17 protein-coding genes are annotated in these 24,223 nt (G+C 29.5%); 16 read left to right on the top strand and 1 reads right to left on the bottom strand.

Annotation, left to right across the window (positions count from 1 at the left end; all coding sequences use genetic code 11):
* Positions 1–85 precede the first annotated feature (85 nt).
* Positions 86–247: a hypothetical protein gene (locus tag BS101_RS22790; RefSeq protein ID WP_012102718.1), complete on the bottom strand. Its 162-nt coding sequence runs from the start codon at positions 245–247 to the stop codon at positions 86–88.
* 231 nt (positions 248–478) lie between these two features.
* Here BS101_RS22790 and BS101_RS13270 point away from each other — a divergent pair, with 231 nt between their 5' ends.
* The 16 genes from BS101_RS13270 (at position 479) to BS101_RS13195 (ending at position 24,195) form a co-directional block, all read left to right on the top strand.
* Positions 479–871 carry a helix-turn-helix domain-containing protein gene (locus BS101_RS13270; RefSeq protein ID WP_073539257.1) on the top strand — a complete coding sequence of 131 codons (393 nt, stop codon included), beginning with the start codon at positions 479–481 and terminating at the stop codon, positions 869–871.
* 161 nt (positions 872–1,032) lie between these two features.
* On the top strand, positions 1,033–1,929 hold the full coding sequence (locus BS101_RS13265; RefSeq protein ID WP_073539256.1) for a M15 family metallopeptidase: 897 nt from the start codon (positions 1,033–1,035) through the stop codon (positions 1,927–1,929).
* Positions 1,930–2,048: 119 nt separating this feature from the next.
* On the top strand, positions 2,049–3,146 hold the full coding sequence (locus tag BS101_RS13260) for an amidase domain-containing protein (RefSeq protein ID WP_073539255.1): 1,098 nt from the start codon (positions 2,049–2,051) through the stop codon (positions 3,144–3,146).
* A gap of 136 nt (positions 3,147–3,282) precedes the next feature.
* Entirely contained in the window at positions 3,283–3,735 is a 453-nt protein-coding gene (locus tag BS101_RS13255; RefSeq protein ID WP_073539254.1) for an MBL fold metallo-hydrolase, read from the top strand.
* A 319-nt stretch (positions 3,736–4,054) separates the two neighbouring features.
* On the top strand, positions 4,055–4,198 hold the full coding sequence (locus BS101_RS22785) for a hypothetical protein (RefSeq protein ID WP_156876048.1): 144 nt from the start codon (positions 4,055–4,057) through the stop codon (positions 4,196–4,198).
* Between the two features lie 29 nt (positions 4,199–4,227).
* Complete coding sequence (locus tag BS101_RS13245; RefSeq protein ID WP_073539253.1) at positions 4,228–5,472, top strand: hypothetical protein; 1,245 nt, start codon at positions 4,228–4,230, stop codon at positions 5,470–5,472.
* A 156-nt stretch (positions 5,473–5,628) separates the two neighbouring features.
* The gene (locus BS101_RS13240) at positions 5,629–5,994 is read left to right on the top strand and encodes a GntR family transcriptional regulator (protein WP_073539252.1); all 366 of its coding nucleotides are present in this window, start codon (positions 5,629–5,631) and stop codon (positions 5,992–5,994) included.
* A 2-nt stretch (positions 5,995–5,996) separates the two neighbouring features.
* A complete protein-coding gene (locus BS101_RS13235; protein WP_073539251.1) occupies positions 5,997–6,698 on the top strand; it encodes an ABC transporter ATP-binding protein in 702 nt (233 codons plus the stop codon).
* Positions 6,691–7,467, top strand: a complete 777-nt coding sequence (locus tag BS101_RS13230; protein ID WP_073539250.1) for a hypothetical protein — start codon at positions 6,691–6,693, stop codon at positions 7,465–7,467. Before BS101_RS13235 ends, BS101_RS13230 begins: the two co-directional genes overlap by 8 nt.
* Before the next feature lie 270 nt (positions 7,468–7,737).
* Entirely contained in the window at positions 7,738–9,096 is a 1,359-nt protein-coding gene (locus BS101_RS13225) for an HlyD family secretion protein (RefSeq protein ID WP_242951264.1), read from the top strand.
* A gap of 24 nt (positions 9,097–9,120) precedes the next feature.
* Complete coding sequence (locus tag BS101_RS13220; RefSeq protein ID WP_073539248.1) at positions 9,121–9,819, top strand: ABC transporter ATP-binding protein; 699 nt, start codon at positions 9,121–9,123, stop codon at positions 9,817–9,819.
* A 32-nt stretch (positions 9,820–9,851) separates the two neighbouring features.
* Positions 9,852–12,062: an ABC transporter permease gene (locus tag BS101_RS13215; RefSeq protein WP_073539247.1), complete on the top strand. Its 2,211-nt coding sequence runs from the start codon at positions 9,852–9,854 to the stop codon at positions 12,060–12,062.
* A gap of 66 nt (positions 12,063–12,128) precedes the next feature.
* Positions 12,129–14,654: a non-ribosomal peptide synthetase gene (locus BS101_RS13210; RefSeq protein ID WP_073539246.1), complete on the top strand. Its 2,526-nt coding sequence runs from the start codon at positions 12,129–12,131 to the stop codon at positions 14,652–14,654.
* 10 nt (positions 14,655–14,664) lie between these two features.
* Positions 14,665–15,936: an ACP S-malonyltransferase gene (gene fabD, locus BS101_RS13205; protein WP_073539245.1), complete on the top strand. Its 1,272-nt coding sequence runs from the start codon at positions 14,665–14,667 to the stop codon at positions 15,934–15,936.
* A 33-nt stretch (positions 15,937–15,969) separates the two neighbouring features.
* Positions 15,970–19,548, top strand: a complete 3,579-nt coding sequence (locus BS101_RS13200) for a condensation domain-containing protein (protein WP_073539244.1) — start codon at positions 15,970–15,972, stop codon at positions 19,546–19,548.
* 36 nt (positions 19,549–19,584) lie between these two features.
* Positions 19,585–24,195, top strand: a complete 4,611-nt coding sequence (locus BS101_RS13195) for an AMP-binding protein (RefSeq protein WP_073539243.1) — start codon at positions 19,585–19,587, stop codon at positions 24,193–24,195.
* Positions 24,196–24,223: the final 28 nt, after the last annotated feature.

The following is a 24,223-nucleotide window of genomic DNA, read 5'->3' as shown; positions in this document are numbered from 1 at the left end:
TAAACAAAAATAATAAAATCGTTGATAAATTGTAAATCATCAACGATTTTATCATTTTAATTCTACAAACTAGATTTTTGAGAAGTTATTCTGTATCCAGAGTACTTTTTATATTTTCATGCATAAGCTCTCCTATAATTTTGTCCAGTTTATTATTTACTTCTAAAATTTCTCGATCTAAATTATCTCTTTCACGAATTAATAAATTCAATTTTTTTCTTAGTTTATAAATATCTTTTTTTGACAAATTTAACACTCCAAATGTATAGTTTAAAATTTGAAATAGCAGATAGCTTCTCTCTAATTTACATATAATTGTATCTTATTCTAAAATTTAAGTTTGCAGATTAATTACATAATTAATTTTACACAATAAATATGCTAAATGCAAATAATATTTGTTTACAGTAAGCTTATTTATCTAATTAATGGTTATGTATAAAGTTATCTTAAGAGGTTTAGACAGGAGTGAAGACAAATGAAGAAGATAAATATAATCAATAAACAGGAAATGGGGATTAGAATTCGTGAAAATAGAGAAAAATTAGATTTGACAAGAGAAAGATTTGCTGAAATTGTGGATCTTTCCGCACTTTATATTGGACAACTGGAGAGAGGGGAACGACAAATGAGCCTTACGGCACTAGTTAAAATAGCAAATTCTCTTTGTGTAACAACAGATTATTTGATATATGGAAAGGATAAATGTAAAAATAATGAAAATATTATAAAAGAGGAATTTAAAGAATATAATTCAGCAGTTGATAAGAAAAAGAGCAGTGTATTACATAAGTTACTGGAGACATGCTCTCCTAAAGAGTTAAATTTAATTGAAAGCATGGTGAAACTTATTTTACCTTATATTAGATAGGTAGCCAGTGGTATAGAAATTTGCATGTAAAATGTTAAAATTTCTATACCACTGGCTACAATATTTATATAAGCTAAATTCGGTAATAACTCCAATGTATAAGCTTAATATAGAGTGTACAATATAAATCTATATATTTCAAAGATTGGAGGACATATTTTATGAAAAAAATGATTTTAATCATAATATTCAGCTGTCTGTGGTCAAGTCCTGTAAAAGCTCTGTCAAGTAATTATGATATTACAATGAAACAGGATATTTTATGTCTTATGATGGCATATAAGGATTATATAGTTGATATAGAAAAAGACAGTAATGAAAATGTATATTTAATTACTAAATCCGGCAAAAAAGTTTTATATGATGATAAGAAGAAAAAGAGTTTTGAAGAAAAGTTGAATAACACAGATCTACAGGATATGATGGAACAGCCCTATCCAGAGGATTTCATAAATAAAGTTATGGATAAGGATATGGATCCGGGGAGATTTAGAGTTTATTCACTATTGAAGGAAGCATATGGATTCAGTAAAAGTTCTGTGGAAGCTAATTTGAAAAGAGTTAACCTGGGATATGGTAGTTTTCAATTTAATGGAAACAATGATGCTTCAGAATCCCTGGACAATGTTATGAAAGAACTTATTCCGCTGTCACAAAAAAGAGCAGATATTTCAAGATGCTTATTTCCAGGCAGTGGCACATTTAATTATAGGTGTATTTCTGGAACTAGTTTATTAAGTCCTCATGCTTTTGGAATAGCTATAGATCTTGCCAGAGATAGAAGAGATTATTGGAAGTGGGTATCTAAGGAAGAGGGAGATAACAGACTAAAAGAATATCCTAAAGAAATCGTAGAAATATTTGAAAAAAATAATTTTGTCTGGGGAGGAAAGTGGAGCCACTTTGATATTTTGCATTTTGAGTATAGACCGGAAATAATCTTAAAAACTAAATATTTTAAACACGAGAATAAAAATGATAAGCTCTGGTATGGAAATGTACCCTGTGAAGACGAAATGGTGAAAAACTGTATAAAAAAAATAGATGAAAAGCTATAAATTAACATATTTAACACCTGAAATTTACAGAGTGATTATTATTTTTAATGGGAATAATAATTGTAAAATTATATGAACTCTGATAACTGTTAAATTATAATTATATGAGGAGTACAACTATGAAATTTTTTCTAAAGAAACATTTTATACAGTTTATTGTAATAATTCTATTTATATTTTGCATATCGCCTTATATAAAAGCACAGGAAGAGGAAACTCTCATTAAAGAAGAAATATCAAATTCCATACAGGAAATATTTCGAAATAGAAATAAGGCCATATTAAATGGAGATTTAAAATTAATAGAAGTTAGCTATGACAAAAACACAAAATATGGCACCTGGGCTTATGAACATGAAGAGACCAAGAAAAAATATCTTGAAAATTGGGAAGAAAAGCAGGGGGTGAGGTTTACAGATATTACTCCTGACATAGTAATAAAAAGAATTAGGAGAAAAGATGACAAGTTTTCTGTAAATTTGATATGTTCAACAGAATATAAATATGTATATGAAAATTGTCCTGAAATTATAAATAGATGTAGAATAGGAACCTCCCATGTATTAAATGTGGCCAAAAAGGACAATAGATGGATAATAACTAAGGAGTGGTATAAAGATCCTTTTGCAGATTCTCTTAATTTAGATAACTTAAAAGTTGATTCCATAAAACAATATATACTGTCTCAAAATGAAAGAGAGCTTTCAAATATAGGAGATAGAAGAAAATCTGCAGTGGAATATGCAGATAAATACTGCGGCATAGCTACAGAAAAAAAACATGGTTATGTATATAATAAAAAATATAGAAATTATAATTCTCAGGGGGGAGATTGTGCTAATTTTGCATCCCAAATATTACATGAAGGAGGGAAATTCAGAAAAAATCATTCCTGGAATTATGATAATTCAGGAGCTACTAGCGCCTGGCTGAATGCAGATGGATTTAAAGATTATATGATATACAGTGGAAGAGCTTCAGTTATTGCCCATGGCAGCTATGAGAAAGTTTACAAGGCTTCTTACAAGCTTCTTCCAGGAGATTTTGTAGCATATGAAAAAAAAGGAGATATTACTCATATATCAATGGTGACAGGTGCAGACTGCAGAGGATATTCTCTGGTAAGCTGTCATAATACAGACAGAAATAAAGTACCTTGGGATCTTGGATGGAGTGATAAAAATATAAAATTTTGGCTGATACACGTGAATTATTAAATAACTAAAATCAAGCTATAATTGTGAACTGTAAATTGATAGTAAGGGTGTATAAATTAATAGAAATGGGATATGATACAATTAGAAAAAATATTTTACCATGAATAACGAAGGATATAAATAGGGGAGAAAACATATGGTATTTAAATTAGGTAAGACTCGTAAGATATCAGGTAATATATATGTAGTGAGAACACTTGTTTCTAACTTTTTTATTTATTCCAATTATGGAGCTGCTGTATGTTTTAATTCGGGTTTTATTCCCTGTGTTGTAAATAGGGAATTAGGTAAAATAAACATTAAACCTGAATCTATTTCTAATGTATTTATAACTTATCCCCATTTCTATAACATGGGAGGTATTAAATTATTTAAAAATTCAAATATTTACATACCCTCAAAAGTATTTGATGAAAAATTAAAACATATGGAATTCAATAAAAAGAAGAAGAACAAAACAAAATATTTAAAAGTACAGGATGGAGATGTATTAAATATAGGAAATATAAAAATAAAAGCTATTGTATTTCCGGGACATAAAAAAGGAGCTATTTCATATATGGTAAACGATAGTATTCTATTTATATAAGTTTGTATATGCTAAATAAATTTAATTACGCATTTTAAATGATTATGGTTTAAACCATAGTCATTCTTTAGTCTATAAAAATATTGACTAAATTATAGAATGGATGTGTTACTATAGAGTGCTTTTCAAATTATTTAAAAACCCGGAACTTTAAAAAGTTTCGGGTGAATTATTCATTCGCAGCCATCTGATTTTCAACATATTCAAGTCTATCTCTGGTAAATGTTGTCTCTTACCCACTTTGATAGACACGGTAAACTCGTGCTATACTAAAAGTGAAAGGAATGATATGGATGAATGAACAATATTAGCTGGTGTAATGAATTTATATGGCCGCAGGCTTGTAGGTTGGGCCATGGACAACCATATGAGAACTGAACTTATATCGGCAGCTCTAAATCAAACAGTTGGAAGAACAGGTGCCAAAGAAGGCTTAACCATATCTAGAACTTATAGAACCTGAATAATTATAAAATTACAGGAGTGATACCAATGAATGGTCTTAGAAAAAATTATTATAATACAATAGCAATATTGGGATTGTTAATTTGCATTATTTGGATCATAACAGTTAATACACAACCATTTTCTGATTTTCATTACTACAATAAACTTGCACAACAAATCGCTGAGGGTGGTGAATGGGGAGATACATATACAAGTGTTGGATATTCAATTATTCTAGGATTTATATATTCAATTTTTGGAATTAATTTAACAGTAGCTAAAATTTTCAATGTAACTTTAACACTTATAAATTATATATTAATTTACAAAATATTGAATAAAATAAATTTAAGCGAAATTAGACGAAAAGTTATTTATACGGTATTTGTTTTCTTCCCTAATAATATTTTTTATACTAGTATAATAGCAACTGAAATATTATTTACTACCATATTGCTTACAATAACATTGATATATTATAGTAATACTAAATTAAAATATGTTTTAATTGGAATACTTGTAGCTATTAACGCTATGATAAAGCCTTTTTTTATTATTTTCTTTTTAGTTATTTTTATAGTAGAGTTGTTTCTAAAGTATAGTATTGTACACGTATTAAAACATACCACTATAATATTACTAATCAGTATTATTTGTATTTCACCATGGATATATAGAAATACGAAATTTATAGGTCAGCTTACTTTTATTTCAAATAATGGAGGCATTGTACTTTACATAAATAATAATTCACAAAATAAATATGGTAGATGGATGTCTGCTGAAAAAGTAGAAAATTCAGTTGTGTTAAAAAAAGAATATATTGAAGCTAATATGACGCAAAAAAATAAAATTTTAACTACATCAGCTAAAAACTGGATAATCAATCATCCATTACAATTTGTAGAACTTGGATTTAAAAGATTATTTAATACATATTTTATTGCTGACGATGTACTTTTTAGTTTAAATGGAGCAAATTTGAATAGATATATTGAAATATTATTAATTGTCTATGCATTTTTGACAAAAGCAATATTATTTACAATAGCAATTATATATATAATTATATACAGCAAAAAAGTAATTGTTAACTTATTAAAAAAAGAAAATATTAATTCTTACGATCTTTATAGCTTGATTTGCTTTTATATGTTCACTTCTGTATATTTTATTACGGAAGGTCAAGGTCGTTATGCCTTCCCCTTTATATTTATAATCATTTACTTTTTTTCTTTTTCAGTTGAGAAAATATTTAAAAATGGTATCTTCGTAACAAAGAATACATGAATATATTACGGCCATTGTAACCAGTGGCCATTTATTTTTGTTACCATACAGGTTAATTCATTTCTTACTTAAACTTTTGGTATTTAAAAATATTGACTAAATGATAGAATTAGTGTATTATTATAATAGAACACTATTATATGCGGAGGTGATAAAATGAATGATGAATTTGAACCTAATACACCAATATATATTCAAATAATGAACATTATAAAGAGAAAAATAATAAATGGGAAATTAAAACCTGGGGATAAAATTCCTTCTGTAAGGGAATTATCTGCTTCTTTAAAGGTTAATCCAAATACCATTCAGAGAACTTATTTGGAATTAGAGAGAGAGAATATTGCATATAAACAAAGAGGAATGGGTACTTTTTTAAGGGAGGATGTATCTATGATAGAAAAGTTAAAAGGGGAAATGGCAAGAGATATTATATATAATTTTATAAAAGGAATGAAGGAACTAGGGTTTTCTTCTGATGAAATAATTAAAATTGTAGAAGAAAAAGTGCAGGAGGTGTAAAAATGGAACCACTTTTAAAATGTAAGGATTTAAAGAAATCTTATTTTAGAAAGTCAGCCTTAAATGGACTTAATCTGGAAGTTGAAGAAGGTAAAATAACAGGACTCTTGGGACCAAATGGAAGTGGAAAAACTACTTTTTTAAAAATTGCAGCAGGCATATTAAAGCAGAGTTCCGGGGAAATACTTATAGATGGAAATAAACCTGGAGTAAAGACAAAATCCGAGGTTTCATATTTACCGGATAAGGATTATATTTTCAAATGGATGAGAATAAATGATGCCATAGATTTTTTTAAGGATATGTATGATGATTTTGATAAAAATAGGGCTCTAGAACTTTTAAAATTCATGAACCTGGAAGAGGATAGTAAAGTTAAGACTTTATCTAGAGGTATGTGTGAAAAATTTTATCTTACACTGGTGCTTTCTAGAAAAGCTAAACTCTATGTATTAGATGAACCATTAGGAGGAGTGGATCCTGTAACCAGAGAAAAAATATTGGATGCAATACTTGAAAATTATACGGAAAATAGTTCCATAGTTATAACTACTCACCTTGTAAGTGATATTGAAAGATTGTTTGATGATGTAGCCTTTATATCTGAGGGGAAAATAATACTGTCAGGTAATGCAGAAGAGCTTAGAGCTGAAAGAAAAATGTCCATAGATGAGATATACAGAGAGGTGTTTAGTAATGTTTAAATTAGCAAAATATGATCTTAAGGGATGTTTTAAAGATTTTATAATAATGGTTTCCACCATAATAATTTTAAATTTGGCACTGCTTACTAGAATAAATGTATGGAGTTCCGATGCTATATTCTTTTTAAGCTTACTTATAGGGGGCGTTGCATCAGTGGTGGTTTTAATATGGAATGTAACTATATTTAGCAGAGACTTATATGAGGATACATCCTATCTTGTGTTTACAACACCTAAAAGTGGAAAGAATATATTGATGAATAAAGTTGTAACAGCTATTATCCAATGCCTTATAGTGTCTATTATTGTTGGAATTTTTACAGTTATCCTGCTGCAGATTTTAAAACTTACCCAGAATTTTATGGCATTGGATATTACAGCCCTCAGACAATTTATTAATGCCTTTACCCCTCAATTTTGGGTGTTAGCCATATTGTCTGTTCTAGTAGTATATATTACATTCTTACTTACTATATATCTATCCATAACACTTGGAAGAGTGGCTATAAAAAATAGGAAGTTCGGTAAATTAGGTGCTTTTGGTATATTTATATTATTGTCTTTAGTACAAGTTAAATTGGAAGATATATTTTTAAATATATTTCCACAAACATTTAATTTGAAAGTGAAAAATGTAAATAATATATTTATAGACGTATTACCTTCGGGAATTGATTTAAATATATCACTTATAGTTTTATCCATAATAATAATAGTGGCTATGTTCTATGCTATAGCATATCTTATAGAAAATAAATTAGATCTGTAAATTAAGACTTAAATAGATTGTTATAAAATGTATTAAATCACTCAGCAGTTCAGGTGGAGTTTGCTCGTAAAGAAGCTTTTCTCTATCTGAACTTATTTTGTATATATGGGTTTTATTATATGTAAAAAGTATATTCTATGAGTATTTTAAAACTAAAAAAGAAGATAAAGTAAAAATATGTTGAATTATTTATCTTTACTGTTAATATTACCAGTGATATAATAATTATTGATATTGAAATTCATTATCAATAATTATTATTTTAAAGAGGTGATTAGTGTTAATTTCAATGTACATAAGAAACTAAAATTTTTTATATTTATAATAATTATTTTAATTTTATCTACTACTGTAGTAATGGCAAGTATTTTAAAGTCAGGTCTACAGAGTGATGCGTATACGGTACTTAAAAAAGGAACCAGTATAAATAAAATAAATGTTAAAGGGCAAATTGAAAGTGACAATACCACTGAGGTCTATACAACTTCATCCAATATAATTAAGGAAATTAAGGTAGAGACAGGGGATGAAGTAAAACAGGGGGATGTATTAGCTTTACTGGATACCAAAGACTTGCAAAAAGAAATTGAGCAAATGGAAGCTTTGTTAAAAACTACACAGGCAGCTAATAAAAGTAAACTGGATAATGCAAAAAAAGCCTATGACAATGCAGAAAAATTAAGTAGGGAAGGTGCAAATTCACAGATTGCATCTGCAGAAGGGGCAGTAAATGCAGCAAAGCTGGATCTTGATGATAAGAAAAATACTTATGAAAATAACAAAGTTTTATTTCAGTGTGGTGCAATATCAGAGCAGGATTTAAATAAAAGTAAAATCTCCTTTAAAAATGCCCAGGATACCTATAGTGAATCTTTGGCAGCTTTGAACAATATAAAGGATAAGGTGATTTTGGATTTGAATACTGCTAAAAGCAATTATGAACAGGCTAAATCCCTTTATGAAGATAAGTCGCAGCAAATAGCACTTGAGAGAAAAAAACAACAGTTGTCGGACTGTACAGTTTCGGCTCCCGCTGATGGAATAGTCAGCAGTGTTAATGGAGTTGAAGGGAATCCTGCTTCTGGAAGTTTACTTCAAATTCAAAGCACAGATAATATAGTTGCAATTATGGAAGTTAAGGAAGCTGATATTGATAAAGTTAAAAGTGGACAAAAAGTGGAAGTGAAAACAGATTCAACCGGGGATAAAATTATTCAAGGGGAGATTATAAAAATAGAAGACATGGCTAAAAAAGAAGATAATGACATGCTTAAGCTTAAGGATGATTCTAATGATGAAGAGGCAAAATTTGAAGTAAAAATAAAAATAAAAGATTTAAATCATAAACTTAAGATAGGCATGAAGGCAACAGCGGATATTATTTTAGAAGAAAAAAATAATGTATATAAAGTTCCCTATGAAAGTGTTTTTAAAGATAAAAATGATAATAATTGTATTTACATAGCAGAAAAACAAAACAAGGGATATTTAGTTAAACAGGTATCGGTGACAAAGGGTACGGAATCGGATTCCTATGTAGAGGTCACGGGAAATTACATAAAAGATGGGATTATTGTGTTGAATAATCCTTTGGATTATGAGGTAGGAGAAACTATTAAAATCAAGTGAAAGTAAGGTGATGGAGTAAAATAGATGTTTTTAACGATTAAAGATGCCATGAAGGCTTATGGATATGGAGAAAATAAGATACAGGTTTTAAGAGGTACAAGCTTCCAGCTAGAACAGGGGAAAATATGTACTGTGTTGGGGCCATCTGGCTCAGGCAAATCCACACTTCTCAATGTAATTGGAGGATTGGAAACCATAGATTCAGGAGAAGTAGTGGTAGATGGAATAAAAATTTCAACTTTGGAGTCTGATAGTTTATGTTCTTATAGAAGAAGTAAATTGGGATTTGTATTTCAATTTTATAATCTGGTACCAAATCTTACTGTACTAGAAAATATTGAAGTGTGTGAATATCTTACAAAGGAACCCTTAGATAAAGAAGAATTAATAAAAACATTAGGACTCTGGAAGCATAGAGATAAATTTCCAAGGCAGTTATCAGGAGGACAACAACAGAGAACAGCTATAGCTAGGGCACTAATTAAAAATCCAAAGCTGCTGCTTTGTGATGAACCAACAGGGGCTTTGGATTATAAAACATCCAAAGAAATTCTTGAATTAATAGAACATGTAAATAAGAAGTATGGCACTACAATGATTATAGTGACACATAATGATGCTATAAAATACATGTCTAATAAAGTTGTCAAAGTGAGGGATGGAGCCATTGAGGAATTTTATGAAAATGAAAAGGCAATTCCTGCAAAGGATATCAACTGGTAAATCAAATTTTTTTAATAAGGATAGCTAGGTTTATGATACTAAACAAAAGAATATTAAGGGAATTTAAAGATAATATAGTCAAGTATATAGGAATGATGCTGCTGGTCTTAATAAGTTCCATGGCAATTGTAGGTTTTGCAAACTCATCGGATTGTATTATAGAAAGCGGCAGGGAAGCTGCTTCAAAAAATAATATTGAAGATGGTAACTTTGAGGTAAAGTCACAACTGAACAATGGAATCTTAGAAAAAATCAGAAAATTAGGCGTGACTGTAGATGAAAATTTTTATGTTGACTATAAAATAAATGACAATCAGAAGATAAGATTATTTAAAGAAAGAAAAAACATAAATAAAGTATCTATGGTGGAAGGTGAAAATTCAAGACAAAATGGCAGGGTGATTATAGATACCCACTTTGGAGAAGAAAATAACTATACATTGGGAAGCAGCTTGGAGATAGGTAATAAAAAATATATTATAGAGGGCTATGCGGCAGCCCCAGATTATACTCTTGTCATTGAAAAATTAGGGGATGTGGTGGCTAATTCTAAAAATTTTGGTATTGGTTTTTTAACTAGTAAAGATTTTATTGAATTAAAAGATAAAAAATATTCCTATACATTTAAATTAAATGGAATATCATATCACAAGGTAAAAAATATTTTGCAAAGGGACGGAAAGTTAATATCTTTTATAAATTCAACTGATAATCCTAGAATAAATGGATATATGCATGACAGCCAAAGAAATAAAAATATTGCAGTAATGTTTGGATTTATATTATTTATAATGATAGCCTTTATGATATCTATGTCCATAATCAACAATATTGACAAGGAAAGTCCTACAATTGGAGCTCTTTATGCATTGGGATATATAAAAAAAGAGCTTTTAAGACATTTTATGATTCTTCCCATAATTATAGTTTCATTAGGGGCTATTGCAGGTACATGTATAGGGTTTATAATAGAAGCCTCTTTTTCCCAAACTATAACAACATACTATAGTCTTCCTGTTATAAGAAGAGTGTATCCCCCCTATTTATTTTTTACAGGTATAGTAGTTCCAGTTATAATAGTAATTATAGTTAATTACAAAACTTTATCGGAAAGATTGAAAAGTTCACCCCTTCAACTGCTAAGGAGGGAAAAGAAACAAAACAAACTAAATACTATTAAAATTAAAAAATTCAAGTTCATAACAAAATTTAGATTAAGAGAATTCTTAAGAGAAATAAAAGGTAATATAATTTTATTTTGTGGAATGTCTATAGCTACTTTTCTACTTGTATTTGGCATTGGAATTAATACTGGTATTTCTACATATGTAAAGAACATTGAGAATGAATCAAAGTTTGAATACACATATATACTAAAACTTCCTATTGAAATCACAGAAAATAAAAGGACTGAAAAAACTACATTTAAGAATTTGTCAATATATTATAAAATTTTATCACAGGATATGGATATTGTGCTTCAGGGAATAAAGGAAGATACCAATTTTTATGATTTTAAAATAAAAGATGATGATCCGGGGCTATACATATCTGAAAGCATAGGGAAAAAATTTGGACTGCAAGTGGGAGATTTCATAAATTTAAAGGATACTACAGAGACAAAAATATATAATCTGAAAGTCAAGGGAACTGTTAAATATTCTTCTGGTCTATATGTATTTATGAATCAAAAACAATTAAATTCTTTAATAAATGAATCCAAATATTATTTTAATGGTTATATATCCAAGGATAAACTTAATATTAATGAAGATTATATATACTCATTTACAACGAATAAAAATGTTATAAAATCAGCTAAAAGCATGACTTCAATAATGTTACCTATGATTGTAATAATTATAGTAATTTCAACCATGCTTTTTGTTATAAGTTTATATTTGCTGTTAAAACTCATGATTGATAAAAGTACTTTAAGTATATCTCTGGTTAAAATTTTTGGATTCAATAAAAAAGAAATTGATAAATTGTATTTAAGTACTTCCCTTTACACAGTTATATTTACTTCAATAGTAGCTGTTCCCTTAAGTTATATTGCTTTAAAGGCTATTTATCCCAGTCTAATAGCAAATATGCAGTCTTATCTTCAAATAGGGTTAACAATTAAGGACTATTGTTTTATAGCTGTAGTTATATTAGGTTCATACTTTACGAGTATTACTTTACTAAAAAAATATATAAATAAAATATCTTTAAGTGAAGCTTTAATGAATAGAGATTAGAAAAACTTATTTAAGGGTCGGGCTATAGGAGGCCTTGATGTAATTATTAGTTAAAGGAGATTTAATATGGTATACAATAGTTTGCTGGAAGTAATTGAGTCGGCAAAAAAAAGTCCTAATGGAATTACTTTTATATCTGGAAAAGACAAGGAGAAATATCTGAGTTATAATGAACTGTTTTTAGAGGCTTGTAAAATTCTTAGAGTACTTCAATTGGGTGGAATTAAACCTGGGTTTGAATTGGTTTTTCAGATTGAAGATAACGAAAAATTCATATCTGTATTTTGGGCATGCATATTGGGGAAAATTATTCCAGTACCTATTACTGTTGCAAATAAAGATGAATATAGACTTAAATTATTAAAGGTATGGAAAATATTAAATAATCCCTTTCTTATTACAGATAAAAAAATTTTTTTATCAATAGAAAAGTATGTTTTCAAAAATCACAGCACTGAAGAGTATGAAGCAATTAAACACAATACTATTTTTTTAGAGGAAATGAAAGAAAATGAACGCAGCGGCCAATTAATGCAATCCTCTTTGGATGATATAGCTTTTATTCAATTTTCATCAGGATCTACAGGGGATCCAAAAGGGGTAGTGCTAACTCATAAAAATTTATTGACCAATATTAATGCCATAATAAACTGTGCAAAACTTACAGCTGGGGACAGGGCATTGAGCTGGATGCCCCTAACTCATGATATGGGATTGATAGGATTTCATCTGACCACTACAATGTTAAAAATAAACCAATATATAATACCTACAACTTTATTCATCAGAAGACCCAATCTTTGGATGCATAAAGTCAACCAGTATAGAATTTCATTAACCTCATCTCCTAATTTTGGATACAAGTATTTCTTATCTTACTTTAAACCTGAATCTGCTGAAGAATGGGACTTATCCTGCGTTCGTCTAATATTTAATGGAGCGGAGCCTATTTCTATAGAGCTTTGTGAAGAATTTTTAAATAAAATGGAATGTTATAAGTTAAATAAAAAATCAATATTTAATGTATATGGTCTGGCAGAGGCAAGCCTTGCAGTAACATTTCCTTCTGTTAATGAAGAAATGGCAAGTATACATGTTTTAAGAAGCAGTTTATCTGTTGGAGATAAGGTAATTGAAGGCGAGGGCAATGGCAGTATAAGACTTGCAGATTTGGGAAGTCCGGTAACAGATTGCAGTGTAAGAATTTGTAATGATAATAATGAAATTCTACCTGATAAAACTTTGGGTAATATTCAAATAAAGGGTGATAATGTAACAGAAAGGTATTATAACAATGAAGAAGCCACCTCTAGACTTATTTTGAAAGATGGCTGGCTGGATACAGGTGATTTGGGGTTCATGGAGAACAACCGTCTAATTGTCACTGGCAGAGCTAAAGATATTATTTTTGTTAATGGACAGAATTATTATCCGCATGATATAGAAAAGGCATCTGAAGGAGTAGAGGGAATTGAACTTGGTAAAATTGCCTTGTGTGGTGTCTTTGATAATAAGTTTCAAAGAGATGTTATACTGGCATTTATAATGTTTAAAAAGAAAATTGAAGAATTTATGCCATTAGCTTTAGAACTTAAAAGGTATATAAGTTATAATCGGGGAGTAAATTTGGATTTTATCATACCGGTAAAGCATATTCCCAAAACTACCAGTGGAAAAATTCAAAGATACAAGTTGGGTGATATGTATTTTCAAGGAAAATATAATGATGTTTTAAAAGAAATGGAATATCTTAAGGAGAAACTATGTAAACACAAAGTATATGAAAATCCTACTACAGAAATAGAAAAAACTTTAGTAAGTATTTGCAGGGAATTTTTACCGGTAAGCTCCATAGGCATAAATGATAATTTTTTTGATATAGGAGCCAGCTCAATTATATTGAATCAAATAACTCATAGATTAGAGAGTATATACCCTGGAAAGATCTCAGTTACGGACTTATTTGCATATCCAACTATTGCAAAGCTCGCAGCCTTCCTGCAAAAAGGACAAGCTATAACTTTACCTACACTTAAAATTCCAGAGGAGTTTATTAATAAAAATAGGGATATTATATCTTCACCAGTGATGTTTCAATTTAAGTTATACCAGGAGCAGTATAAAAGTGTACAGGATTTATGCCGTAATAAAAATATTAGTGTGGAGGATTTTATAACATCATTGTATATTTTTATGCTTTCTAAGGTTTCAAAAGAACCTTTAGTTTCAATTCAACTTATGACTCATAAAGAAGATATGGTTTATTCGGGCAGTTACAATATCTCAAAAATGAAACAATTTTCCCACTTATCTCCAGACAAAATATCAGAAGGAGGCTTTTGGTATTCTATAAATGATGTGGACCAGGTGAGACTTGAAAGAGATAAATCATCATATGCCATATTGCTGTACAATAGGGAGTTTATGAGCTGCAATATAGATCTAATTAATATTTATGACATTCTTATGGAAATAACCATGAAAGACGATGAGGTGGAATTTTTTTGTGAGTACAATAATTTAAAATTAAGTGCATATGGAATAAGTAAACTGATGAATGATTATGCAAATAGTATTTTAAGCAATATATGAGAGGTGTAAAATGAGTAAATTAGCATTTTTATTTCCAGGACAGGGTTCACAATATGTAGGCATGGGAAAGGCCATGTATGATAGATACCCTTTGGTAAAGCAAATTTTTCAAGAAGCTGAATATACTTTAGGATATAATGTGGCTAAAATGTGTTTTCAGGGAAATATTGAAGAATTAAGTAAAACTGAAATTACTCAACCGGCAATATTAACTGTAAGTTATGCAGCTTTTCAAGTATATATGAAAGAAATAGGTATCAATCCTGAGTTTTGTGCAGGACACAGTTTGGGGGAATATTCCGCATTAACTTGCAGTGGAGTGCTGAAGTTTTCTGATGCACTTGAAATAGTGAGCTTGAGGGGAAAGCTGATGCAGGAAGCAGCTGCAATAAGTGGGGGAATGATGGCCGTAGTACATGGGATGGAAGTAGAGCATATTAGAAAGATATGTAAGTCAATAAGTGAAAGAAAAAATAGTTTAATATGTATTGCATGCTATAATTCTCCCAAGCAGGTAGCGGTATCCCTGCAGGATAATGTGTTTGAAATTTTTAAAGTTGAAATAGAAAATTTAAGGGGAAAAGTAATACCTATAAAAGTTAGTGTTCCTTCTCATAGTCCTATCATGTATGGTGCTGCCTATAAATTAAAAGAGGCATTAAAAGGGTATAAATACAATAATTTTAAATGGCCTGTAATATCAAATGTAACTGGAAAGCCTTATATGAAGACGGAGGATATGGATATTATATATAATTTAACAGCACAAATGACTAATCCTGTAATGTGGCAGCAATCAATAAATTATATAAAGGATCAATCCATTCATATTTGTGTGGATATGGGTCCTGGAACTATTTTGAAAAATTTAACCAGACAGATAACAAGTGATATAACCGTACATTCATTTGAATCCATAGAAAACTTTGAAACTTTAAGAAAAAATTTTTTATTGAATATTTATAATGAAGAAAAAAGTACTGCACTGAAGTTAATTGACAGGTGTCTGGCTGCTGCCATCTGTACTGAAAATAATAATTGGAACAGCACTGAATATTATAAGGGAGTAATTATACCCTACAGACAAATTAAAAAGATGAGAGAAGATATTGAAAAATCAGCATGTAAATCTAATTTGGAGAAAGTAGAGGAAGCTTTAGATATGTTGAAAATGGTGTTTGATACAAAAAAAGTGCCTGTGGAAGAGAGAAAAGAAAGACTGAATGAAATTTTTAATGAAATAAATATGAAACAAATATCTTCTTATGTAATAAAATCATAAAAATAGTAGTTAAAATTGGAGGTTTTATTATAAATGGAACACAATTCATTATCTATGAAAAGTTTCAATGCAATAGAATCATATAGCAGTGAATTTAAAGGAATTACTTCAACTAAAGATATTGCCATAATAGGTATGGCAGCAACATTTCCTAAAGATGAGGATTTGAATAAATTTTGGAGTAATCTAGTTGATGGAAAAGATTGTATAAGTAATTTTCCTGAAAAAAGAAAAGAAGACATTGACAAATATCTCAATTATATTGGAATGTCAAAAGATAAAATAAAATATTTACAAGCAGGATATTTAGATGAAATTGATAAATTTGACTATAGGTTTTTTCGTTTAACACCTAAGGAAGCGAGTTTAATGAATCCCAGTCAAAGGTTATTTCTTCAGACTGCATGGAAGACCATAGAAGATGCAGGATATGGAGGCAGTGGGTTAGTAGGAAGTAATACTGGTGTATTTGTGGGATATATAGGAGATTTTCAGGGAGATAAGTACGGAGATATGATTTCTAGAATTGATGAATCAAATAGTGCCATTTCTGTAATGGGAAATCTTTCCTCAATTATACCCAGCAGAATTTCGTACATACTTGATTTAAAAGGACCCAGCATGCTGATTGATACTGCCTGCTCATCTTCCTTAGTAGCTATTCATATGGCCTGCAGAGCTATACAAAATGGAGAATGTGAATTAGCTCTTTCAGGAGGAGTAAAAGTTTATATTGTACCTCTTGAAAGTAGTGAAAAAATAGGGATAGAATCTTCAGATGGGAAAACTAGAGCCTTTGATGAAAGTTCAGATGGTACGGGTATAGGAGAGGGGGTAGCCGCGGTACTTTTAAAACCATTAAATAAAGCTTTGAAAGATGGAGATAATATATATGCAGTTATTAAAGGAAGCGCAGTTAATCAGGATGGCAGTTCAATTGGAATTACTGCACCAAATGTAAAAGCCCAGTCCAGTGTAATAATAAAAGCATGGAAGAATGCAGGGGTACATCCTGAGACTATTTCTTATATTGAAGCCCACGGAACTGGAACAAAGCTTGGAGACCCTATTGAAATAGATGGAATAAAAAAGGCATTTGAAAGATACACCCATAAAAAGCAATTCTGTGGAGTAGGTTCTGTAAAATCTAACATAGGCCATCTATATGACTGTGCAGGGATTGCAAGTTTTATAAAAGTTGTATTGGCTGTGAAGCACAGATATATTCCACCAAGTATAAATTTTTTTACCCCAAATAAAAGAATAAATTTTGAAGACAGTCCTGTTTATGTGAATGATAGATTAAAAAAGTGGAACAGCAGGAGTGGTCCTCTCAGGGCAGGAGTAAGCTCATTTGGATTCAGTGGGACAAATTGTCATATTGTTTTAGAAGAAGCTCCTCTTGAAAATAATTTGGAAAAACCAGAGGTTCATTTTAAACCTAATATTTTTGTGATATCCGCTAAAACAGAAAAAACTTTAAAGGAACTTATATTAAAATATAATACTTTTTTAAAGAATGCAGAGGACATAAATTTTAAGGATATTTGTTATACTGCCTCAACAGGCAGAAAGCATTATAATTTTAGGATAGCTGTCATTTCAAAAGATATTCTTGATTTAAGAGAAAAACTGGATTATTTGTGCTGCACTGATAGTTATGAATCCATTAATAAATATAATAGCAATATTTTCTATGGAGGTAATATTCTAACTGGTGAAAGAGAAAAGGTTAATATTAAAAGTCTGGAAAATATAATGAATAGATTTTTTCACCACAATAAATCCATAGATGTGTTAGAAGAGATTTGCAGTATGTATGTTAAAGGAGCGGACTTTAAATGGAGCAGATTTTATAAAAATGAAAGGAGAAAAAAAATAAGTTTACCTACTTACCCCTTTCAAAGGGAGAGATGTTGGCTGGAAATACCTGATGGTATTGAAAAAAGTGTTAATTTGGAAGATAAATTAGAGGATTATGAGGTGATTTTACAGGGAAAGAAGGAAAATGAGAAATATTCCGATATTGAAATATTGCTAGCGAAGATCTGGGGAAAAGAACTTGGCTTTAAAGAAATAAACATATTTGAGAGTTTTTATGAGCTTGGGGGAGACTCCATAATGGCTGTGAAGATTGTAAATAGTTTAAATAAAAAAATAGGAAAACAAATTAACATTTCACAGGTATTAAAATATCAGACAATATATGATTTTGCCAGATATTTAACTTACAGCAAGGCTGATAATACTGAATGTTGTTATGAAATACCCAAGGCAGCAGAGATGGAGTATTATCCCCTATCTTCAGCTCAGAAAAGGCTTTATATATTAAGCCAATTAAATCATTCTGATATAAACTATAATATGCCTTTTGCAGTTGTTATCCATGGGAAAGTGGACATTAAGCGTTTTGACAATACCTTTAAAAAATTGATTGAAATTCACCAGGCATTTAGGACATCCTTTCATATTGAAAATGAAGAGCCTGTTCAAAAAATAAGTTCAAATGTGGAATTTGAAGTGTATTATAAAAATCTGAATTTAGATAGTGTTCAGATGTTCATTGAAAATTTTGTGAGGCCCTTTGATCTAGATAAGGCTCCTTTATTGAGGGCAGCTCTTTTAAAAATCAATGAGGATAAATATGTGATGATTATTGACATGCATCATATAATTTCGGATGGAACATCTATGGGAATTTTACTTAAGCATTTTGCAGACTTATACAATGGAATAAAAGTAAGTGAATCAAAGCTGCACTATAGAGATTTTGCAGTTTGGCAGAGACAATTCAATAAATCTGAATATATGAAAAGGCAGGAAAAATACTGGAATAATTTATTTAAATCAGGAGTACCGATTTTAAATATGCCTACAGATTATGAAAGACCTGAAATCCAGAGTTTTCAAGGGGATATACTTAAAGTTACTTTGGATGAAAAATTGACCTCTAATATTTTGAATTTTTGTATGAAAGCTGAAAACACTTTATTTATGGTTTTATTATCCGCCTACTATATTTTGTTATCAAAATATAGTGGACAAGAAGATATAGTTATAGGTTCTCCGGTAGCTTGTAGACCTAATGGGGATCTACAAAATATTGTGGGAATGTTTGTCAATATGCTTGCACTTAGAAATTATGCTTCCATAAATAAATCCTATAGGGAGTTCTTATACGAAGTAAAATATAATGTTTTGGAGGCTTTTGAAAATCAGGATTATCAATTTGATGATTTAGTGGACAGTATTCTTACCACCAGAGAGGTGGCTAGAAATCCTATATTTGATACAGTTTTTGCACTGCAAAATATGGATATTCCAGATATTAAGATAGATGGACTTAAATTTACACCTTTTGATGAAAATAAAAAGTGTAAATTTGATATTACTTTTGAAGCAATAGAAAGAGAGGATGTTATAAATTTAAATGTACAATATTGTGTAAAACTTTTTAAGAGGGATACTATGGAAAGATTCGTGAGAGACTACATTAACATATTACAGACTGTGGTTAAAAATCCAGATATAAAATTAAAACAAATTGATATAGAATATAATCTTAAATTACTTGAAGAAACTTCTTTAGATGAAGTGGAGTTTGATTTTTAGACAAATTGTAAATGAAATATTTTAGGAGTGATAAAAATGGCTGTGGGCAAATATTCAAAGAATATTTTAATATCTAGTGGAAAGTTTGAAGATGAAAAAAATTACTGGATTAAAAGGCTGGAGGGAGATGTAGAAATGAGTGGATTTTTAACAAATTCTACAAGGCCTAAATTAAGCCAGTATTTAAAGACAAGCTTTCATGTTGAAATTAAGGGGCATACTTTTAATCGCTTATTATCAATTAGTAAGAATTCTCAGCATGTATTATTTATGATACTACTCTCAGGGGTGGAATTTTTGCTTAGCACATATACAGGTAGTGAAGATATTATAGTCGGAATGCCGGTTTTCAGACAAAAAGAAAAAGGCCAATACATTAATAATATATTGGCTATAAGGATCTATATATATGGCCATATGAGTTTTAAGGATTTTTTGGAAATTGTAAAGAAAACCGTAATAGAAGCAGATAAGAATCAAAATTTTCCTCTGGATAAAATTGCGGATATTTTAAATATTAAAAATGACGAATATACACCATTATTTAAAACTATTGTGTTACTGGAAAATATTCAAGATAAAAGTAATATAGAATATATAAAGTCAGATATGATTTTTTCATTCAAGCTTCTTAAGCAGTCTATCCTTTTGAGTATTGAATATAATTCAGCACTATTTTCACAAAAAACTATTGAAAGTATAGGAAATAACTTAATTAACTATTATAGCTTTGTGGTAGATAATACCAGTGCAAAGCTTATGGATATTGACACTTCCAGTGAAGATGAAAAAAAGTGCCTATTATGTGATTTTAATAATAATACACTGGAGTTTAATTCACATGATACCATAGTTGAAATGTTTAAGAAACAGGTAGAAAAATTTCCACATAAAACTGCCCTGGTTCATGAAAATGAGAAAATTACTTATATGGAGTTAAATGAACGAGCTAATTCCATTGCCAATTATCTGGTGAATGACAGAAATATACATGCAGATGAATTTGTAGGTATTTTACTTGAGAATTCAATAAACCAGGTGATTTCAGTTATGGCAGTTTTAAAAGCTGGAGGGGCATATATTCCAATTGATGTAGATACTCCGGAAGAAAGAATAAAAAGTATTATAAATGATTCAGGTGCCACAGTAATCATTTCCAGTAAAAAATATATAAGAAATTTAAACAGACTTCAATGGGAGTGTGAAACTTTAAGTGCCTATATTTGTATTGATACAGATGATGTATATAATGAAGAGGAAAAAGAAAAAAATGGATTAATGGATAAAAAGCTCTGGGAATATGTAGGGAATAGAGCCGAGGATGAAATCACAGGAGGAGGATGGACTAATAGCTATACCGGTGAAAATTTCACAAAGAAAGAAATGGATGAATATGGGGATAATGTTCTGAAAAAATTAATGCCTTTTTTAAAAAATGATACTAAAGTTCTGGAGATAGGCTGTGCCTCTGGAATTTCCATGTATAGAATAGCTCCTTTGGTAGGTTTATATTATGGTACAGATATGTCAAATGCAATAATCAATAAAAATATAAAGAGAAATGAAGAAGAAAAGATTACAAATATTAAATTAGATGTATTGATGGCGCATGAAATTGATAAGATCCATCAGAAAGATTTTGATATTGTAATTATAAATAGTGTTATTCAATGCTTTCATGGACATAACTATTTTAGAAAAATTTTAAAAAAGGCTGTAGATCTCATTAATAAAGAAGGAAAGATTTTTATCGGAGATATAATGGATCAAGATTTGAAATATGAATTGGTAAATTCACTGGAGGAATTTAAATATAAACATTTAAGTGAAGATATTAAAACCAAGACGGACTGGACTGAAGAACTGTTTTTGTCAAGGAATTATTTTAGGGATTTAAAATATGAATTTGAAGAAATAAATAAAATTGTCTTTTCAAATAAGATAGGTACTATTGAAAATGAACTTACAAAGTATAGATTTGATGCCATTATATATATTGATAAGAGTTTAAAAGGAAAGCAGTCTAAGACAGTACATAAATACAAATATCAACATGATCTTAATATTTTAAATAAATTTAGCAGCAGCAATCCTTTTGTAAAAGTATTACCGGAAAATTTAGCTTATGTTATCTACACTTCGGGAACCACAGGGACACCTAAAGGGGTAATGGTAGAGCATAAATCTCTGGTGAATTTATGTAATTGGCATAACAACTACTATGAGATAAGTGAATTGGATAACTCAACAAGATATGCAGGATTTGGATTTGATGCATCTGTATGGGAGTTGTTTCCTTATTTGGCGAAAGGAGCTGCAGTGCATATTATAAGCAGCAATTTAAGGTTAGATATTGTAAGACTTAATGAATATTTTGAAAATAATAATATCACAATAAGTTTTTTCCCTACACAGATCTGTGAGCAATTCATGGAAATTGAAAATAATTCTTTGCGGTTTTTATTAACAGGGGGTGACAAACTTAGATTTTTCAAACCTGTTAATTATACATTAGTGAATAATTACGGACCTACGGAAAATACAGTAGTAACAACCAGTGTTGTCATAGATAAGGAGCATTACAATATTCCAATAGGCAAACCTATTTCAAATATACATATTTATATATTGGATAGATATAATAGAATTCAACCCATAGGTGCACAGGGGGAAATATGTATATCCGGCAGAGGACTGGCAAGAGGTTATTTAAATAGAAAAAAACTTACTGAAGAAAAATTTATTGAAAATCCTTTTGTGAAGGGAGAAAGAATGTATAGAACAGGGGATCTTGCCAGATGGACATTAGATGGAAATATTGAATTTTTAGGAAGAATGGATCAACAGGTAAAGATAAGTGCTTATAGAATTGAATTGGCAGAAATAGAAAGCAGACTCTTAAAATATGAATTTATAAAAGATGTTGTAGTTATTGACAGGGAAGATTTTAATAAAAATAAATACCTGTGTGCTTACTATGTTTCAGATAGGGAGTTATCTGTAAATGATATAAAATATTATTTATCCGTACAGCTGCCGGATTATATGATTCCAGCTTTTTTTATAAAAATAGATAAAATTCCTTTAACAATAAATGGAAAAATAAACAGAAAAGTTTTGCCTGAGCCTGATCAGATTTCCCATGTGGGTATAAAATATGTTCCTCCGCGAAATGAAATGGAAAAAAGAATGGTGGAGGTATGGGAAGAGGTATTAGGCGTAGATAAAATAGGAATTTTGGATAATTTTTTTGATTTGGGCGGAAATTCCCTAAAAGCTGTGAGGGTTATATCCAAAATGTCCATGGATTTTGAAATTGAAATAAATGATTTATTTCAATTCCAGACTATATCTAAACTATCACAAAATATTTTATATAAGAAAGATAATCTAAAGAAAATTATCGAAGAAATTAAATCTTCTTTTGTAGAGAAAAAAGAGGATAGAAATTATAGTCAATATGAGGATAAAATCTATAAATATAAAAAAAGTATCGAATCATATGGCGATTTATCTACCAGCTTTATTAGAAACAAGTATAAAAATATCATGGTAACAGGAAGTACCGGATACCTGGGTGTGAATTTGCTCTATCAACTGTTAAAAAATACTGATAGTATTATCTATTTATTGATAAGATCTGGAAATAAAGAAGATGGTGAAAAAAGAATCAGGGAAAAATTGCAATTTTATTTTGAGGAAGATGTTTTTCAAAACTATGGAGATAAAATTATTATATTATGTGGAGATCTTTTAGAGAAAAATTTTGCACTGGAAGCTGAAGAATATAATTATTTATTACAAAAAATAGACTGTATAGTTAATGCAGCTGCAAATGTTAAACACTATGGAAATTATGATGATTTTTATAATGTGAATGTGGAGGGTACTGAAAGATTAATTGAATTTGCACTTAAGGGCAATAAAAAGGATTTTCATCATGTTTCAACAGTAGGTGTGGCTGGGGGAAAAATACCTGATGTAGATTATTATATTTATACTGAATATGATCATGATGTGGGACAAGAAGATAATAACTACTATATACAGACAAAGTTTGAAGCGGAAAAAAAATTAATAATGGCCAGAAGTAGAGGATTAATGTGTAATATTTATAGAGTAGGAAATCTTATTTGCAATTCCCAGACAGGAAAGTTCCAGGAAAATATAAATGATAATGGTTTTTATAAAATAATAAAGTCACTTATAAAATTAGGACAAGTTCCGAATATTGAATTAAAAAAACTTGATTTTTCTTTTATTGATTATGTAAGTAAAGCGTTCATATTAATAATGAATGAAAAAAATTTGAAAAATGATATATTTCATATCTACAATAATAACTATATAAGTTTATTTGATTTACGTGAATTGTTAAAATACTGTGGTTTTAATCTGGAAGTTGTGCCTTTTAACAAATTTTTGGATTTTTTATATAGAAATCATGAAAACAAAAACTTGAGAGATTATGTTGAGAATATATTACTTCATTCCAGGATATTGGAATCCACTAAAAATACTGATTTTGAAATAGTTTGTGAAAAGACCATTTTAATTTTAAGGAGTATGGGATTTTATTGGCCTAAGGTTGATAATTTTTATATAAGAAATATGATAAATTATTGCAGGGAAGTAGATTTTATCTAGGTAATAAAAAATTATTTAATTATAGCTG

The organism is Clostridium kluyveri (assembly GCF_001902295.1).
Classification (GTDB): Bacteria; Bacillota; Clostridia; order Clostridiales; family Clostridiaceae; genus Clostridium_B; species Clostridium_B kluyveri_B.
The sequence above is the reverse complement of the archived record's forward strand: the minus strand, read 5'-3'. Positions and strand labels throughout refer to the sequence as shown.

What these genes read in the sequence shown, in the direction of transcription:
- BS101_RS13240 (WP_073539252.1), top strand. Translation starts at nt 5,629, where the DNA reads ATGAATGATGAATTTGAACCTAATACACCAATATATATTCAAATAATG.
- BS101_RS13270 (WP_073539257.1), top strand. Translation starts at nt 479, where the DNA reads ATGAAGAAGATAAATATAATCAATAAACAGGAAATGGGGATTAGAATT.
- BS101_RS13245 (WP_073539253.1), top strand. Translation starts at nt 4,228, where the DNA reads ATGAATGGTCTTAGAAAAAATTATTATAATACAATAGCAATATTGGGA.
- fabD (WP_073539245.1), top strand. Translation starts at nt 14,665, where the DNA reads ATGAGTAAATTAGCATTTTTATTTCCAGGACAGGGTTCACAATATGTA.
- BS101_RS13195 (WP_073539243.1), top strand. Translation starts at nt 19,585, where the DNA reads ATGGCTGTGGGCAAATATTCAAAGAATATTTTAATATCTAGTGGAAAG.
- BS101_RS13210 (WP_073539246.1), top strand. Translation starts at nt 12,129, where the DNA reads ATGGTATACAATAGTTTGCTGGAAGTAATTGAGTCGGCAAAAAAAAGT.
- BS101_RS13215 (WP_073539247.1), top strand. Translation starts at nt 9,852, where the DNA reads ATGATACTAAACAAAAGAATATTAAGGGAATTTAAAGATAATATAGTC.
- BS101_RS22785 (WP_156876048.1), top strand. Translation starts at nt 4,055, where the DNA reads ATGAATTTATATGGCCGCAGGCTTGTAGGTTGGGCCATGGACAACCAT.
- BS101_RS13260 (WP_073539255.1), top strand. Translation starts at nt 2,049, where the DNA reads ATGAAATTTTTTCTAAAGAAACATTTTATACAGTTTATTGTAATAATT.
- BS101_RS13255 (WP_073539254.1), top strand. Translation starts at nt 3,283, where the DNA reads ATGGTATTTAAATTAGGTAAGACTCGTAAGATATCAGGTAATATATAT.
- BS101_RS13200 (WP_073539244.1), top strand. Translation starts at nt 15,970, where the DNA reads ATGGAACACAATTCATTATCTATGAAAAGTTTCAATGCAATAGAATCA.
- BS101_RS13220 (WP_073539248.1), top strand. Translation starts at nt 9,121, where the DNA reads ATGTTTTTAACGATTAAAGATGCCATGAAGGCTTATGGATATGGAGAA.
- BS101_RS13235 (WP_073539251.1), top strand. Translation starts at nt 5,997, where the DNA reads ATGGAACCACTTTTAAAATGTAAGGATTTAAAGAAATCTTATTTTAGA.
- BS101_RS13230 (WP_073539250.1), top strand. Translation starts at nt 6,691, where the DNA reads ATGTTTAAATTAGCAAAATATGATCTTAAGGGATGTTTTAAAGATTTT.
- BS101_RS13265 (WP_073539256.1), top strand. Translation starts at nt 1,033, where the DNA reads ATGAAAAAAATGATTTTAATCATAATATTCAGCTGTCTGTGGTCAAGT.